Raw genomic sequence first — 15,601 nt, 5'->3', positions numbered from 1 at the left:
AAATAGCGTTTATACTTTTATCCCATAAAAAAAGCGTTGTATAAACAACGCTTTGTAGTTAGTGAAACGGATGGTTACACCGTTGGGACTGACGCTCGCCACGCTTGGTTCTGGCTATCTGAGATAGATCGGAACAAGTCACGTAGCTCTTTCAATAAACCTTCTTGGAAACCAATGTTTTCATCGGCTTTCTGTTTGGCTGCTTGTGCGCGAGTCGCTTGTACTTCATCATCTTTGCTGCGCGCTTGCGCTTTGGTTTGCTCTACATTCGATGCTGAGTTTGCCATCTGGCCCAAAGCTTGAAGAATCGCGTTCTTCGCTTGGTTTGAGCTCATCAACTTATCGAACTTACGGCCACCACTTGTCAGCTGCGCTGTCGTGTCTGCGATATTGTCTTTCGCTAGTGAGTGCGCACGCTTAACCTGATCTTGCTGCGTTTTAGACAAGCTATTGTTATTTAATAACTCTTCTGCTTGATCGAAGCCAGCTTTTTGCGTTTTCAGTACATTATTGCTCGCCATTTCATTCTTGATTTCTTTCCCTGCTTTGAAAGAACCAAGGGCACCAATAATTGCGGTAGCACCCGCTAATACACCCGAAACGACTGCCATCGCGATCATTGCGCTTGCCGAGTTGTTTAGTTCTGCCGCTTGGCTTTCTAAACTCGCGACGTTTGCTTCAACAGCAATTTCACGTTGTAGCACTTGCTGCTCACGGCTCAGCTTTGATACTTGATACAACAATGTTAATAGCGTCAACGATTGTGATACCGCATCTGATGGTGACTTGATCACCTCCTCACCGTTAAGCGCTTTCATCGTTGTGCTCATTAATGAGCTCACCGTCGGCGCAAGAGCACTCATTAAGTTTGCAACAACTTGAGCTTGGTTACTCACTGTGGGAGCTTTAGGTGTCTCTAACTGGTAGCGTGCTGCACCAGAAACACCTGACTCACTTTGGCTTTTAACGGCACCCGCTTCAAGCTTTGTTTCCGGCGCTTTTTCTGCTTTGTTGGTTTTAATGGTATCGCCTAAACCGTATAGTTCACCACGACCCGTTCCGCCTACTTTATCTAGCATAATAAACTCCTTATACCGTTGCAGGACGGCTTAACACCGTTTGCATAGTTTCACTTTTCGCTTGAATCATTTGCATGATGAGGCTCATCAGCTCTTGGAAGTCTTCCATCAACTTACCAATCTCTTCTTTGAGCTTATCAATGACAGCCTGGCTTAACGTCATTTTGGCTCGAAGGTCTGTGATATCAGCCTGAATCTCTGTTACGTGAGCATTGTTAGCAGCATGGACACTGTCCGTTGCGCCTTTACCCACGTTGACGGCAAGATCGACGGTTTCTGCGCCATAACGAATCGCTTTCGCTGTTGTTGTCGCAGCTTTTGTGCCCATATCCGCCACTTTCGCCATGTTTGCAGCGGCTTTCGTAGCGATTTCCGTGACCTTTTGAGCTACCTTACCAGCACCTTTTGCTGCAAGTTTCGCGATACCGCCAGCAGCTGCACCACCAAACGTCACAACAGCTCCGATAACCGCGACGGCGATTTCTAATGCCATTACGACTTTGTTTAGCACATCGACATTTACGCCCGCTTCTTTTAGCGCATCTTGAACGGCTGGCTCTTGCAACGCCATGCTCACTGCTCCCATGACGCCACCAGCGATCATAAGTGCACCGGCTGCTGCACCAACACCCGTTGCCACCATTACGGCACCAACAACAATAGAAACCACCGCACTGATCCAACCAAAGATCTTCGCTGCTAAGCCTGATTTTTGGGCTTCTTTTGCAGCGGCTTCCGATTCTTTGATTTTGTCTTGGTTTTCCACCATCTCTTTTTCGTGCTTAGCTTTTGCGACCTTCACTTCCTGAATTTTCAGCTCGTTTTGAGCACTTTTCAGTTTATCCGTGATAGCAGCAAGCTCTACTTCAAAATCATCAGCAGATCCTGCGATGATTTTGACGGCAATCGAACCTGTTTGGTCTGCAACTGCATGGAGAGATTTTGCAATGGTATCGACGATCTTTTGCAGCTGTGCCATGGCTTTTAGCGTCAAATCATTCACTTTGTCACTAACAGCTGCGTTAGGTGCATCTAACTGAACTTTTACTTTTCCGGTGTTCAGTACATCTGCATCTTTACTCTTCACGTTTTCTACCGTCACAGAAGGCGTCGCTGTAGACGCCGTTTTCTGCACGTTATCTAACGTGGCTTGGCCAGATTCAGGGCTATAAACCTGTGTCTGGATGCGGTCAAGTGCAATAGAACTCATAGTCTAATTACTCCTTTTTATTTCTCACCGCTTCTAACATGATGCCTGCACGCTCATGCAAATCTGCATATTGTGATTTTCCGGCAGACATCTCCTTCGCGCTGTAAAACCCACTCTCTGCTTCTGTCAGTTGTTCCAGTTTAAGGTGACATTCAGCAGAGTGAAAAGGTGGGCGTGGATCATTTACGTCCACTAGCGCTGCGTAGCTGTAGGCGTCTATTGCCTGCAGATACTCACCCAACTCCTGACGAGCCGCGCCAAGGCCAATGAAAAATCGCGCCTGATAATGATCAAGCATGCTGAGTAATTGAAATACTTTCGCTGCTTGCTCAATCTTTCCCGATTGGAAAAAGTTGTAACCTACGGCATAAATGTGTTCGATGGTGTCCTGAGACACATCGTGCAACATTTTTAGCGTGCCTCCCTCTTCCAAAAAAGACAGCAGTTCTTCTGCTTGCATTTGAGATGGATCGGTCGCGTTTGTTTTAGTCATGGTTGGTTATCCTTAAATGGCTCGTAGGATTTCTTGTAAAATACTGTGGTACTTCTGAACAAACTTGTTCATCGCTTCAACGGTCGAGTTGTATTGAGAACTGGTGTCGTTCAGCTCAGTGGTTTTGATTTGCACTTCATCGTTAAGCAACTTGGATTTAGCACTGACAGAACTAGAAAAATTAGACAGCTTTTTCGACTTCTCTTCGTCTTGGTACGAAGCACCATCACCGATAGTAATACCTTGTGTTTGAAGGAAGTCTCGATGGTTTGTTATCTTATTATCCGTCAAATACTTGTACTCAGGTGAAGCTTCAAAATCCGTTTGATTGCTGTAGTTAAAGTCACTCGCTTTGAAGTTACTTTCTGGATATCCCGGTTTATAAACCCCATCAACACTTTGCGTAGAGTGAATTTTTGATTGCACAACACCAAAAACTTTAAGCTGTATTGTGAGATCCTCTAATGCCTCTTTCTGGTCATTACGTTTCTCTAAACGGTTAACACGACGCTCATTTAGTGCAAGCAGCACTTGCTCATCAAAACGGTCTCCAATGCTGGACTCAACAACGGCCAACAAATCACGAGCCGTTAGAGAGTGCTCTGCTCTCACCTCGCGATCCGCTTTCTCTTTATCGGTGATATTGAGTAGACGCTCTTTCAATGCCCCTAAGTTTTTGCGCAATGCCTCGTATCGCTCAGTAAATGAAGCCCCGGTAGATTCACCTTTTACTATTTTTTCAAACTGTAATCGGATATCTCGTTCGGTGTTTTCTTTGATCAAATTAACTTGAGCTGCCGTTATTTGTGTCTTTTGGACATCGGCTATCGCGCTGTCCTGGTAAAAGTCATCGATTTCTATATTTGTTAAACTCACCGCGAAGTTGGCGAACAGACTAGAAAGGGTCAAAGGCTCAGTTCCACCAATGACAGTATTAAGTGTTGCTTTTAGATTGTTCGTTCCACTCGCCTCACCATAAGCTGCGCTATATTGGCCTTTCACTTGAGCGGCCATTTCATCTAACGCTTCTTTAAGCTGCTGTTTAGAAATACCAGGAGTCCAGGTAATTCTGCTAGCTAGCGCACTTGCGTCATCGGTGCTTAAAGTAATACCAATGCCTTGAAAACTACTTTTTAATTGAGCTGAGACTTGAAGGGCGAAACTCTCTTTAGTCAACAGAAAGTCCGAGCTCTTCAGTTGCGCGAGATTAACGGAACCTAAGCTACTAAAGGCATTGCGAAGAAAAGAAATAGAAGCATCTCTCACTTCACGGGAGCCCATTTGATTAGCAAGCTCTGCAACAAAAAGAGAAATTTCTTTGGTGGCATTAGCCAGTTCTGTCTCGGAGAGGTTGGCGATCTGCTCCGCTTGGTTACTCTGGGTGCCCAGATTAAATTGACTAACAAACTCAGTAGATAACGAGCTATCTACGTTTTCCGTCAGTAGCTTACTAAACCAAGCCTGAAACTGATTTGATAGCGTTTGGTTTGTTTGAGCATTAAACTCGGCTGCGGTTAATTCGCCATCTGAGTTAGCACTTTGTAGCGACTTTATCCAAACAGATGCGGTGTCGGTCAATGATATACCAGCAAACGTGTTATTTTTCGCTTTTAGGTTTTCAAGCGTATCAACATAAAGCGCGATGCTTTGTGATTCCGTTTGTCCCGAGATAGTTGGCAATGAAGAGATTATCGAGGCAAGTTGCTGAGTCTCTGCTTCACCCAGTACAGGGGTAAATGCCTCTATCAAGTTTTGTTGGAAAGTGGGTAATGGTGCACTACTCGCAGCTGTGTCTGTTGCTCCTGTCGTAGAGCCAGTCGTTTTCATATTCGTCATTTCCAAACCTCTAAATCATCATGCCGCGCATCACTGTGGGACGCTTTCTGCGTTTACCTGACGTACCTTGTAGCTGAGTTTGTTGCTGCCGGCGGCGCTGGACTTCGTCTATTAGCTCTTGCTCTGCACGTTTCATGGTATCTACTGGCGCTTTTATGCCGCCAAGTAAAACATCCCCCGCAACAGGACCAACACCTAAGCCTTCCAATAGCTCGTTAAAAATATCGGTTCTGTCTTCAGCTTTTCTAATGGCAAGCTCAGCGTTCTCAATCGCATCGGTAAACGGTTGCTTCATCTTGATTCCTATCTTAAAGCGGGTCATCTCATCGGTGCTGTCAGTAACAGTCGTGAGTTTTTACTTTTTCAACTTTTTCAAAGGTCTATAATCTGCTAGGCGTAAACAGTACCAGTCTTCTAGCTCATCATGGCTTGCACCGCATGCTTTTAGATAGAACTGTGCCAATCGCTGGCTGCTCATGTTGCTACCACGTAACACATCGACGTTGCCGCGAATGACCCAATCGGAGGGATAAAGTTGAATGGCATGTTCAGCCAAGAGAAATAAGCCGGCAAAGGGGTTACTCAACCCCAATTTTGGACGAACGCGTTTCAGAAGAACGATGATGATTTCACCGTCCTCCACCCGAAAAACGAGCTCTAAGCCCTCAACTTCAATTCGATAACCAAGTTGAATTTCACTTTGTTGCCAAAAGTATGGCGTCACTTCGATCCCCGCTTGCGCCAGCGAGAGTATTAGTTTTGTTTTCATTACATCCCCACCCTTCCAAGTGGCTGAATATTGATTTGCTGGGTTAGTTCTTGAAATGACAAAACGGGCAGATCGTAGTATTCCGATTCAATAAGCTTTCGCACATATCGGCGTACATCCATAGACACAACTAGCACAGGTTTATTCGGCATGCGGCTTAAGTCACCAATGGTCTGTTTCACATCACTGACAAATTGTTGCGTTACTGACGGATCTAACGCCAAGTAACTCCCTGCTGAGGTTTGACGAATACCGCTGCGTATTGTGTCTTCGAGATTTTGATCCAATAAGTAAGCGGGCAACATGTTTTGTCCGCTCGCGTATTTGTAGCAAATGTAACGTTTTAAGCTGGAACGAATGTACTCCGTCAGCTGTACAACATCTTTCTCTTTTTGGCCCCACTCAACCATCGCTTCCAAGATCACGCGAAGGTTTCGGATAGAAATGTCTTCAGAAACCAAGCGTTGCAAGATTTCCGTCATTTTTTGCAACGGAACAATACGCTGGGCCTCTTTGACTAGCTCCGAATAACTGCCTTCCATCTGCTCCAACAGATAACGCGTCTCCTGAATACCAATAAAGTCTTGTGCGTACTCCTTAAGAACATGAGACAAGTGGTACGTTAAAATCCTGTCGGGTGTGAGAAAACCGACATGACTGGCTACGAGTTTTTGCTCATAACTCTGTGCCACCCAAATGCTAGAAATACCGGGTAGAAAATCTTCATCTTGCTCATAAGGCACGCCTAATAAATCGATCTGTTCATTCCCTTCTGTCACCAAGAGTTGATCTTTAACAATTCGTCCTCGTGCAACCGGGACTTCTTGTAACTGAATTAAGTACTCGCCATTTTGCATCCCCTCGTTAAAGCGCAGGTGGATGCCTGGGAAAGGCACGCCTAGGTCGAGATATAGTGCGCGTCTAACCCTTGCTAGCTCTTCATTTAATGCGACCGCTTCCAAGCTTTCCTGAAGGCTCGCGTCAAGATCGATCAAGAGTGGGACCGTCATGGCAAACTCTTCTTGCTCACCTAATTTGCCTTTACTGTTTCTAGATGGAGTGGGTTTGTTTGGCTTCGCTGCTGGCGAACCGGCCCCTTGCGAAACAAAGCTTGATAAGTCGGTGCTATCTGATTCAGCTTGTTTTTTCTGTTGATAGAAAAGGAAGAAACCACCACCACCAACCACGGCGGCCAAGACCAGAAAAGTGATTTTTGGAAACCCAGGGATGAGTGCGAACAGCACCAAAAGCACACCACCAATAAGAAGCGCACGTGGCTGAGCAATGACCTGCCCACCAATGTCCGACCCAAGATCAGAAGAATCTTCATGAGAAACACGCGTCACGATAATACCGGCGGTAATCGCGATAAAGAGTGCCGGGATCTGCGATACCAAACCATCGCCAACGGTCAAAATCGCAAACAATTCAAGTGCTTCAGAAGCACTCATGCCTTTTTGCGTTACCCCGATCGTGACGCCACCTAAGATGTTGACCACAATGATGACCAGACCCGCAATGGAGTCGCCTTTAACGAACTTCATCGCGCCATCCATCGAGCCATACATTTGGCTTTCTTTTTCAATCAGTGATCGTCGGTGCCTAGCTTCGTGTACGTCAATTACTCCGGCACGCATGTCACCGTCAATACTCATCTGCTTACCAGGCATCGCATCGAGTGAGAAGCGCGCACTAACTTCTGCTACCCTTTCTGAGCCTTTGGTGATCACCATAAACTGAACAATGGTAATGATCAGGAACACAACGATACCGACCACTAAGTTACCGCCCACAACGAAGTTACCGAATGTATAAACGATTTGACCAGCATCGCCTTGTAGCAAGATCAAGCGGGTTGTCGTGATAGATAAAGACAGACGAAACAATGTCGTGATCAATAGCACCGCAGGAAATGCAGAGAACTCAAGTGGCGTGGTGATGTAAATCGCTAACATAAGCAGCACCACCGCAATGCTCATGTTGGTGCCAATCAGCACATCCACCAGTGCGGTAGGAAGTGGCAATATCATCATAAAGACGATCGCGAGTAACATCACCGCAAGCATGATGTCTTTGCGTTGCCCTACTTTGTTTAGAATATCGATCAACTTATTCATGTGATTCACTATTTAAAGATTGCAGATAGCGTCGGTGCGCTTGGCGTGCCCCATCGACGTCATTTTGTTTCCAACGCGCTTGGCTTAAACAAAACCAGAGTCCTGCCGAGTCAGGATGAAGGTCAGATTTTAATAAGTGCTCACACACCTCAATCGCCCGGGTATATCGACCACTTTGTAAACACGCCACAGCAAGTGTTTGCATCGCCTCTTTGTGCTGCGGTTCTATTTCTAGAACCGCATCGAGAATAGAAATGGCATGCTCTGGCTTTTGGTATTGAACTTGTAGCGCAGCGTGAACAAGTAAGAGTTCAATGTCTTTGGATCTCAACATGTTGGTTAGACCTGAATAAGGAGATTGAGCGCCATAGTGAGGTAACGCTGATCTAGTTGCGTACTTTGTAGCGTTTCAGATGCTTTGATAAAAGAAGCGGAGCCTGAATCCTGTGCAAGAACTTGCAGCTGAGCTAACGTTTCATCAAATTGTTGACGGTATTTTTCTGGACGCAACAACTCTGAGTGCAGCAGCTTGGGCTTAGTTAACGCGATGAGATATTGGTCTGAAGGCCTGAGATCATAGAGCTTCTCTAAATGTGTAGCGACCGCCTGACCATCAGGAAGCAATTGAAATCGCTCTGGGAAATCGGCCTTAACTTCACTATGAGTAACATGCGTAAAGGCTTCGATGCCTACGTTTAAAGTGCTGACTCGAGTCATGAGCCTGCCACATCGTTATGTAGACGAGCCAAAAGCGTAAACGCTTGCTCTAAGGTCGGAAGTGTTACTTCTTCTCCTTTTAGCCTTGCTGAAAAAACCAGAGTTTGTTCATCTAACAAGCCGGTTTTAATTTCGAAAGGCCAGCCTTGATCGGCATGACACAAACACAGTGCACTTTGAATAATGTCACTGGTTTGATGCCAAGATAACGCTCGAGACAACATCAAGAATAACTGCTCACCCTGTCGCTCAATATGCAGCGTACCACTTTGCTCAAAATCCAGCTGCACCCGTCCAGCTGATGAGAAATCGACGGCATCGAGCCCCATTCCTCGGCAAAATTCATCGACGGATGCATCAATCCAACTCATCTTCCCACGCTTCCTCTTCTTCTATATCAATGGCTTCGTCTAGCGCCTTTTGTACCGCTTGGATTAAATTCTGTCGTTGTTCTTCATCGGCGAATACGTCAATTGGGATTGCGCGAACTAACTTATGGAACTCTCGAAAAAAATCGATTTTTTGTTCTACCGCCGTCAATTCCATTGCGTTGGCGACTTTCCATATCTCATCACTGCTTACCCATCGCTGCTCTACCAACGCAATCACATCAGCCATCAAATTAGAAACTTGATAAGCCATAATTCGTCCTTTCCGGTTTAAACATTTGGAACAGCTGATTCACACGATCTTGCAACGTATTTAGAGTTTTGAGTTTTTGCATATCGGACATCAACCACTGCAACTTAACCGAATCGATACTGCTACCTTGAACACTAAGATCTGCACTCATGCCTTGCAGCATAAAGTCAACAGCAGTCGATACCTCCTGCTCACCAAAGCGCGCCACTACATCTTGATAAGCCGCGCCGAGCCCTTGATAACTATGAACGGTATCGCGGTAGAAGCCGCGCAGCTGATGCAAAGAGCTAAACTCTTGCTCTTGGCTGTATTCATCAGCAAAATTTGAGACACGGATTTCCGTATCAATTTGAGACCATGTATCTGGGTTTTGCTCGATTCTTAGAAGTGCTTGGTCAATCAGCGCTAGTAGGTGTTTACTTTCTGGACTCGCACTCAAAAACTTTTTAACGGCTTTTAGGGCGAGGTATTGATGGCTTTTCTCCTCGGAAAACCCATTCAAGTAGGCTTGTAATTGCGCGATGGTCGAGATATTTCCTCCCGCCATTTTTGTAGCCAAATCTTTGATCTTTTGATTCTTTTCAAGATCAGGGACTTTTCTTAAATAGTCCGAAACGAGTTCATGTGCTTCATTAACTCGAACACCACTGTCTTTCACTTTGCGCTTGGTCAGATCTTTCTCTGCTTTTTCGGAACCGAGTGAAGTGAGTTCTTCCATCGCATCAAAAAGTGATTGTGTGGCATTGTGAACACGGACGGTTTCACCGCGATAATTGCCTTTTTGTGAAACGTCGGGGCGAGACGATTCCAACCCGTTTTGGATAGACGCATCAAACTTTGGATTTGTTGCGATATGATTGTTGATAATACTCATTCACTTGCACTCCTTCCGCACAATACAGGCGAATTATAGGAAGTGCGCTTTGTTGAAGCTGTCAAAATCAGACGTGTTTTTTTAGTGCGCTTTCAGTTTTCTAAAAACTCCCGACTGATATTCACTATAAATTGATTCTTATACTTTCTATCCTCTCAGCATCAATCATTGCGCATATTTTTACCTTGAACGATTTCTCATACATCACTGATATCCAACAATCTGCGATTAAACACACGCGTTTGATCCAAATTCGCGGGCGCGTTACACAAGTCACCGGCACCATTATCAAAGCTGTCGTCCCTGGCGTTCGTGTAGGTGAACTGTGTGAGTTGCGTAATCCCGATCAAACTCTGTCTTTGTTAGCGGAAGTGGTTGGCTTCCAGCAGCATCACGCTCTGCTCACCCCGTTAGGAAATATGTTTGGGATTTCCTCAAATACAGAAGTAAGCCCAATGGGCAAAATGCACGAAGTGGGTGTTGGCGACCACCTGTTAGGTACAACGCTTGACGGGCTTGGACGTCCTTTCGATGGTACGCAGAGTCAGGAACCAAGTGCTTGGTATCCTGTTTATCGCGATGCGCCACCACCAATGCAACGTAAACTAATTGAAAAGCCAATCTCTCTTGGCGTTCGATCCATTGATGGGCTACTGACCTGTGGTGAAGGTCAGCGCATGGGTATTTTTGCAGCGGCTGGTGGGGGTAAAAGTACCCTACTGGCAAAACTGATTCGCTCCGCAGAAGTTGACGTGACCGTTCTCGCCTTAATTGGTGAACGCGGACGCGAAGTACGCGAGTTTATTGAGCATGACCTAGGCGAAGAAGGAATGGCCAAATCGGTTTTAGTGGTCGCTACCTCTGATCGCCCAGCAATGGAGCGCGCCAAAGCCGCTTTTGTTGCCACTTCTATCGCAGAATATTTTCGTGACCAAGGTAAACGCGTGCTACTGCTGATGGATTCTGTAACGCGTTTCGCCCGCGCACAGAGGGAGATTGGACTAGCCGCAGGCGAGCCACCAACACGACGTGGCTATCCGCCTTCTGTTTTTGCCGCTTTGCCAAAGCTGATGGAACGAGCTGGACAATCAGACAAAGGATCAATTACAGCACTGTACACCGTGTTGGTGGAAGGTGACGACATGACAGAGCCTGTCGCGGATGAAACTCGCTCCATTTTAGATGGGCACATCATTCTCTCGCGTAAACTTGCCGCAATGAACCATTACCCTGCGATTGATGTACTTCGGTCAGCAAGCCGAGTGATGAATCAAATCGTTGAATCCGATCATCAGGCGTCTGCTGCTCATATTCGCGAAATGTTAGCTAAGTATGAAGAAGTTGAACTGCTAATCAAAATTGGCGAATACCAACATGGCGCAGATAGTCGAGCGGATTTGGCCATTGCACAAAGTGATGATATACGCGCCTTTTTACGCCAAGGCACTCATGAACCAAGCGATCTTGATGGCGCTATCGCTCAACTTAAAGGGATGGCGAAACAATGATAGAACGCTTATTAGAAATCAAAAAAATTCGCGCTGAACGTGCGGATAAAGCCGTCAAGCGTCAAGAATACCGAGTGTCAAACGCCGCAGCACAGGTTCAAAAGGCCGAACGTTCTGTCGCGGACTATCACGTTTGGCGCCAGGAAGAAGAAGAGCGACGTTTTGCTAAAGCAAAACAACAAACGCTCGTTCTCAAAGAGCTAGAAACATTAAGACAAGAAGTCGCGTTGTTAAGAGAGAGAGAAGCCGAACTTAAACAACGTGTGGCCGAGTCAAAAAAAGCGCTTGAAATCGAACGCTCGGCACTTAAAGAAAAGCAAAAAGAGGCGCGACAAGCCCATAAAACCAAAGAAAAATTCGTTCAGTTGCAGCAACAAGAAGTCGCGGAAAAATCGCGAGAAAGGCAATACCAAGAAGAACTCGAACAGGAAGAGTTTCGCACTGTCGACATTATCTAAAGGTTCACTATGCGCATTACCACAACAACTGAAACATCGAATACGCTGCACAAATCAACGCCAGAACAAGCGCCTCTCGAGAAGGAGGCCGAGCTTCAATCACAATTCGAGCATGCAATGACGAAGAAGCCTAGCAAGGGAAAGGAGTCTATCGTTGCGAATCCCCAAAAGAATCATACTGGCGAAGAAGACATACCGCTAAGGCATAAGACATCTCAAGGTCTAGATAAGAAACATAACCTATCGAACCAAGAAGCCAACGCTGACAAAAACATCTCCACTTTAAAAGGTAAAAGTGACGTCGTCACTAAGAGAGACGTAGAGAAATCGAAAGACGACGCAGCAAATAGCGAAGAAATAATTAGTGAAAACAATAAATTGCTTAAACATGATGGAAAAAGCGATGGCGACACAGTTCTAAGCTCCCCTTCTACCGAGCGTGTTGATTCTCACTTTCAAGCTCAAGCTCATTTGAAAGATGATAAACCGACGCCGATGGATAAACATACCTCACCGGATTGTCTCTCTACGCTTGAATCTGGCTTGCTCCCCCAAAGTGCGACAGCGACAGAGCTCGCTCAAGATGGGATTAACATTGTTGGCTTAACGAAAAAGCAAACTGAAACAGCGCACAATAAGCGTGCAACTCCGCCGCTACAGAATACAGGCAAACGATCAGACCAAACTGATGGCCTGCCTGAAACCAAGCCCCTTGAAAAAATCGAGACGAAAAGCGCACTAGTCGCCGTGAAAAAGGATGAAGAAAAAGTACCTTCTCAACCCTTTGCAAGTGCGGTAACACAAGGCGATGTCATCCTAAAAAGTGTTGCTTCGCAGGCTCAACCAAGCCCAACGCGAGACGTAAACCAATTACTCCAGCAATTGGTGGACAAAATCTATGTTGCTCTGCCAACCGCATCGGACAACAAAGAGGTTCGGCTGTTTCTAAGTGAAGGGCAATTAAAAGGTGGTGAAATCCACATAAAGTTGGACGCTCAAGGGTATAGCGTGACGATTCGACAAGAGCATGCCCTTTCCATTATTAGCCAGCAAGCTAGACAAGATCTTGCTGAACGGCTAAACCGATTCGGCGGTGAGCAGCCACTTCGCTTAGCGATCAGCGAACAAACTCAACAGCTCGATCAACAACAACATGAACAACAACACTCACGCCAACAACGCAGCGTGTATGAAGAATGGCAAGCGGAGAATGACCTATGACGCCGTTAATAATCCCCAAAGTGGATGCAGAAAGTATCGCGCTCAGCAATCAACTTTGTGCAAAACAGTGCCACTTCCAAGGGACTGATGGTCAGAGCTTATCGATTACTGTTGCTCAAATCCCTTCATTTGAAGGGTTCCGTTTAACCACGTTGATTGGAGGGCAAACCCTACAAGTAGACTTTTCTCGTGCGCAGCTCCAACATTGGCTGAAATCGACCTTAAATGCTACTGCGTTTGAGTCCCTGCCTAACTCCCTCCAGTTAGCACTTTTGAGCTCACAGATAGAACCGCATAGTGAGGCAATCAAAGCGCTATTTGGTCAGTTACCCATTCTTAGTCAACTACAGCCGTTAGAGGCGAGCCAGGCCCAAGAGCATACTTTAATGTTAACCCTCAATAAGCCTAACGGCTCTCTTTGTTTGTGGGTTAGCGAAGGATCAGACGTGTTGTTGGATGCGCTACCAAACAGCGCTGCTCTACAAGCTCGACACCTCGCTTTACCTGTGTGGTTAAGTCTTGGAAGGACCCATTTGACGTTAAGCGAATTTAATTCGCTCGAGCTGGGAGATGTCATCTTTTTTGACGATGGTTACATCGCCAAGCAACAAGCCATTTTTCAAGTATCTAACCAGAATCTCTGGCGCTGCCAGCTAGATGACCAAACTCTTCACATTATTGAAAAAGAAACCAATATGAATGACGTAAACACTTCAGAAATGTTAACCGACCACCAGCAACTGCCTGTGGAACTCACGTTTGATATCGGCCATCAAACCATCACGCTAGAGCAGCTTAACCAGCTTCAGCCAGGGTACGTATTCGAGCTAAACCAGCCTGTATCTAAGCCGGTAACATTGCGTGCCAACGGCAAAATCATTGGTGAGTGTGAACTGGTTAATGTTAACGAACATTTAGGTGTGCGCGTACTGGAGCTGTTCGGTGGCACGCAGGAGCCAGCATGATCCAGTTACCCGACGAGCTCAATCTCATTGTCAGCTTAGCACTGCTGGCACTGATCCCATTTATCGCTATGATGGCGACGTCGTTTGTGAAACTCGCCGTTGTATTCTCACTGCTGCGTAACGCTCTCGGTGTACAGCAAATTCCGCCGAATATGGCGCTTTACGGATTGGCTATCATTCTGTCAATTTTCATCATGGCTCCCGTCGGGTTTGAAACCTACGACTACGTAAAGCAGCATGATATCTCCCTTGAAGATTCTGCAAGTGTAGAAGGCCTCATTGAAAGCGGTTTACAGCCTTATCGAGAATTTTTGAAAAAGCATATTCGGGAAACCGAAGCCATATTCTTCACTGATGCTGCACGCACATTGTGGCCGCAGAAGTACGTAGACCGTTTAGAGTCGGACAGCTTATTGCTCTTACTGCCCGCATTTACCGTCAGCGAGCTTACTCGCGCTTTTGAAATTGGCTTTCTGTTGTACTTACCGTTCATCGCTATTGACCTAATTGTGTCGAATATCCTACTCGCGATGGGGATGATGATGGTATCGCCAATGACGATTTCCCTCCCCTTCAAATTGTTGCTTTTTGTCTTGCTTGACGGCTGGACAAAGCTCACCCACGGCTTAGTGTTGAGTTACGGTTAATCACGGAGAAAGTATGCATTCTGCTGAAATCATTCATTTCACGACTCAAGCATTAACCCTAGTGTTGTACTTGTCATTACCGCCGATTTTAGTCGCAGCATTGGTTGGTACATTGGTGTCGCTTATTCAGGCGTTAACTCAGGTCCAAGAACAAACGTTAGGCTTTGTGGTCAAGCTTATCGCGGTCATTATTACGCTGTTCGTCACAACGCAATGGCTAGGGGCAGAGCTCCACGCCTTCGCCTCGCTTGCTATGGATAAAATTCCTCAAATACGATGAGTTATCACGACTTACACCAGGCTTTATTTTTGTACAGCCTGACGTTACCTCGGTTAATGGCATGCTTCATCTTTTTGCCTATTTTGAGCAAGCAAATGTTAGGCGGCACCATGGTGAGAAATGGTGTGCTTTGCTCACTCGCACTGTTTATATTTCCGATGATTAATCAGCAAACCTTGCCTGCAGAAACCGACGGCATTTGGCTGATAATGATTTTGGGTAAGGAGGTATTAATTGGGCTATTGATAGGATTTGTTGCTGCTATCCCCTTTTGGGCGATAGAAGCGGCCGGTTTTCTGGTCGACAACCAACGTGGGGCTGCCATGGCAAGTATGTTTAACCCAACGCTAGGCTCACAATCCACACCAACAGCGGTATTACTGACCCAAACGCTGATTACCCTGTTCTTCTCTGGCGGGGGCTTTGTCACTTTTATCTATGCGTTATTCAAAAGCTATACATCTTGGCCGATCGTGGACTTTTTCCCAACCGTTAGCGACGCATGGGTTAGCTTCTTCTACGCGCAATTTGAACAGCTTATGTGGCTTGGTGTGTTGATGTCCGCTCCACTAGTGTTGGCAATGTTTCTTGCTGAGTTTGGTCTGGCGCTTATCAGTCGTTTTGCACCGCAATTGAATGTTTTTTTCCTTGCCATGCCAATAAAAAGTGCCATCGCGAGTGTTTTACTGATCGTGTATCTCGGAATAATGATGGATCACTTTGAAGTACAGTTTTACGGCATTACCCGATTCGCAGAACAACTCAATACCATTTGGCAATAACGC

Annotated in this window: 19 protein-coding genes; 7 read left to right on the top strand and 12 right to left on the bottom strand. The window is 46.0% G+C overall.

The annotated features are described in order from the left end of the window. Positions 1-74: 74 nt before the first annotated feature. The 12 genes from vopD to sctW are packed head-to-tail and all read right to left on the bottom strand — an operon-like array spanning position 75 to position 9,737. Positions 75-1,079 (bottom strand): type III secretion system translocon subunit VopD, encoded by a 1,005-nt coding sequence (gene vopD / locus R7093_RS05045; protein WP_005377262.1) that lies wholly within the window; start codon positions 1,077-1,079, stop codon positions 75-77. A gap of 10 nt (positions 1,080-1,089) precedes the next feature. Then, positions 1,090-2,289 carry a type III secretion system translocon subunit VopB gene (vopB, locus tag R7093_RS05040; protein ID WP_005377260.1) on the bottom strand — a complete coding sequence of 400 codons (1,200 nt, stop codon included), beginning with the start codon at positions 2,287-2,289 and terminating at the stop codon, positions 1,090-1,092. Positions 2,290-2,296: 7 nt separating this feature from the next. Beyond that, positions 2,297-2,782, bottom strand: a complete 486-nt coding sequence (gene vcrH, locus R7093_RS05035; RefSeq protein WP_005377258.1) for a SycD/LcrH family type III secretion system chaperone VcrH — start codon at positions 2,780-2,782, stop codon at positions 2,297-2,299. Positions 2,783-2,794: 12 nt separating this feature from the next. Further along, on the bottom strand, positions 2,795-4,618 hold the full coding sequence (locus R7093_RS05030; RefSeq protein WP_031778956.1) for a virulence-associated V antigen: 1,824 nt from the start codon (positions 4,616-4,618) through the stop codon (positions 2,795-2,797). Positions 4,619-4,628: 10 nt separating this feature from the next. Beyond that, positions 4,629-4,913 carry an LcrG family type III secretion system chaperone gene (locus tag R7093_RS05025; RefSeq protein ID WP_005377254.1) on the bottom strand — a complete coding sequence of 95 codons (285 nt, stop codon included), beginning with the start codon at positions 4,911-4,913 and terminating at the stop codon, positions 4,629-4,631. 60 nt (positions 4,914-4,973) lie between these two features. Next, positions 4,974-5,387, bottom strand: coding sequence for an LcrR family type III secretion system chaperone (locus R7093_RS05020; RefSeq protein ID WP_005377252.1), 414 nt, complete (start codon positions 5,385-5,387; stop codon positions 4,974-4,976). Further along, on the bottom strand, positions 5,387-7,513 hold the full coding sequence (gene vcrD, locus R7093_RS05015; RefSeq protein WP_086013853.1) for a SctV family type III secretion system export apparatus subunit VcrD: 2,127 nt from the start codon (positions 7,511-7,513) through the stop codon (positions 5,387-5,389). The genes R7093_RS05020 and vcrD overlap by 1 nt, the downstream gene beginning before the upstream one ends. Then, positions 7,497-7,838, bottom strand: a complete 342-nt coding sequence (vscY, locus tag R7093_RS05010; RefSeq protein ID WP_005377248.1) for a type III secretion system chaperone VscY — start codon at positions 7,836-7,838, stop codon at positions 7,497-7,499. Before vscY ends, vcrD begins: the two co-directional genes overlap by 17 nt. 5 nt (positions 7,839-7,843) lie before the next feature. Then, on the bottom strand, positions 7,844-8,221 hold the full coding sequence (gene vscX / locus R7093_RS05005) for a type III secretion system protein VscX (protein ID WP_005377246.1): 378 nt from the start codon (positions 8,219-8,221) through the stop codon (positions 7,844-7,846). After that, a complete protein-coding gene (gene sycN, locus R7093_RS05000) occupies positions 8,218-8,592 on the bottom strand; it encodes a type III secretion chaperone SycN (protein WP_005377240.1) in 375 nt (124 codons plus the stop codon). Before sycN ends, vscX begins: the two co-directional genes overlap by 4 nt. Further along, positions 8,579-8,863 (bottom strand): TyeA family type III secretion system gatekeeper subunit, encoded by a 285-nt coding sequence (locus tag R7093_RS04995; RefSeq protein ID WP_005377239.1) that lies wholly within the window; start codon positions 8,861-8,863, stop codon positions 8,579-8,581. Before R7093_RS04995 ends, sycN begins: the two co-directional genes overlap by 14 nt. After that, entirely contained in the window at positions 8,844-9,737 is an 894-nt protein-coding gene (gene sctW, locus R7093_RS04990) for a type III secretion system gatekeeper subunit SctW (protein WP_005388156.1), read from the bottom strand. Before sctW ends, R7093_RS04995 begins: the two co-directional genes overlap by 20 nt. 185 nt (positions 9,738-9,922) lie before the next feature. On the opposite strand from sctW, the gene vscN reads away from it, so the two are divergent. Genes vscN through sctT form a run of 7 tightly spaced genes read left to right on the top strand, consistent with a single transcriptional unit; the run spans position 9,923 to position 15,598 of the window. After that, positions 9,923-11,245, top strand: coding sequence for a SctN family type III secretion system ATPase VscN (gene vscN, locus R7093_RS04985; protein WP_047102695.1), 1,323 nt, complete (start codon positions 9,923-9,925; stop codon positions 11,243-11,245). Then, positions 11,242-11,703, top strand: a complete 462-nt coding sequence (locus R7093_RS04980) for a type III secretion protein (RefSeq protein ID WP_047102696.1) — start codon at positions 11,242-11,244, stop codon at positions 11,701-11,703. Before vscN ends, R7093_RS04980 begins: the two co-directional genes overlap by 4 nt. A 9-nt stretch (positions 11,704-11,712) precedes the next feature. After that, entirely contained in the window at positions 11,713-12,924 is a 1,212-nt protein-coding gene (locus tag R7093_RS04975) for a type III secretion system needle length determinant (protein ID WP_047102697.1), read from the top strand. After that, entirely contained in the window at positions 12,921-13,889 is a 969-nt protein-coding gene (vscQ, locus tag R7093_RS04970) for a SctQ family type III secretion system cytoplasmic ring protein VscQ (RefSeq protein ID WP_047102698.1), read from the top strand. The genes R7093_RS04975 and vscQ overlap by 4 nt, the downstream gene beginning before the upstream one ends. After that, positions 13,886-14,536 (top strand): SctR family type III secretion system export apparatus subunit VscR, encoded by a 651-nt coding sequence (vscR, locus tag R7093_RS04965; RefSeq protein ID WP_005377232.1) that lies wholly within the window; start codon positions 13,886-13,888, stop codon positions 14,534-14,536. Before vscQ ends, vscR begins: the two co-directional genes overlap by 4 nt. 13 nt (positions 14,537-14,549) lie before the next feature. After that, a complete protein-coding gene (gene vscS / locus R7093_RS04960) occupies positions 14,550-14,816 on the top strand; it encodes a SctS family type III secretion system export apparatus subunit VscS (RefSeq protein WP_005377227.1) in 267 nt (88 codons plus the stop codon). Next, complete coding sequence (gene sctT, locus R7093_RS04955; protein WP_005387128.1) at positions 14,813-15,598, top strand: type III secretion system export apparatus subunit SctT; 786 nt, start codon at positions 14,813-14,815, stop codon at positions 15,596-15,598. The genes vscS and sctT overlap by 4 nt, the downstream gene beginning before the upstream one ends. Positions 15,599-15,601 lie beyond the last annotated feature (3 nt).

Source organism: Vibrio sp. 1580 (genome assembly GCF_033340055.1).
The sequence above is the reverse complement of the archived record's forward strand: the minus strand, read 5'-3'. Positions and strand labels throughout refer to the sequence as shown.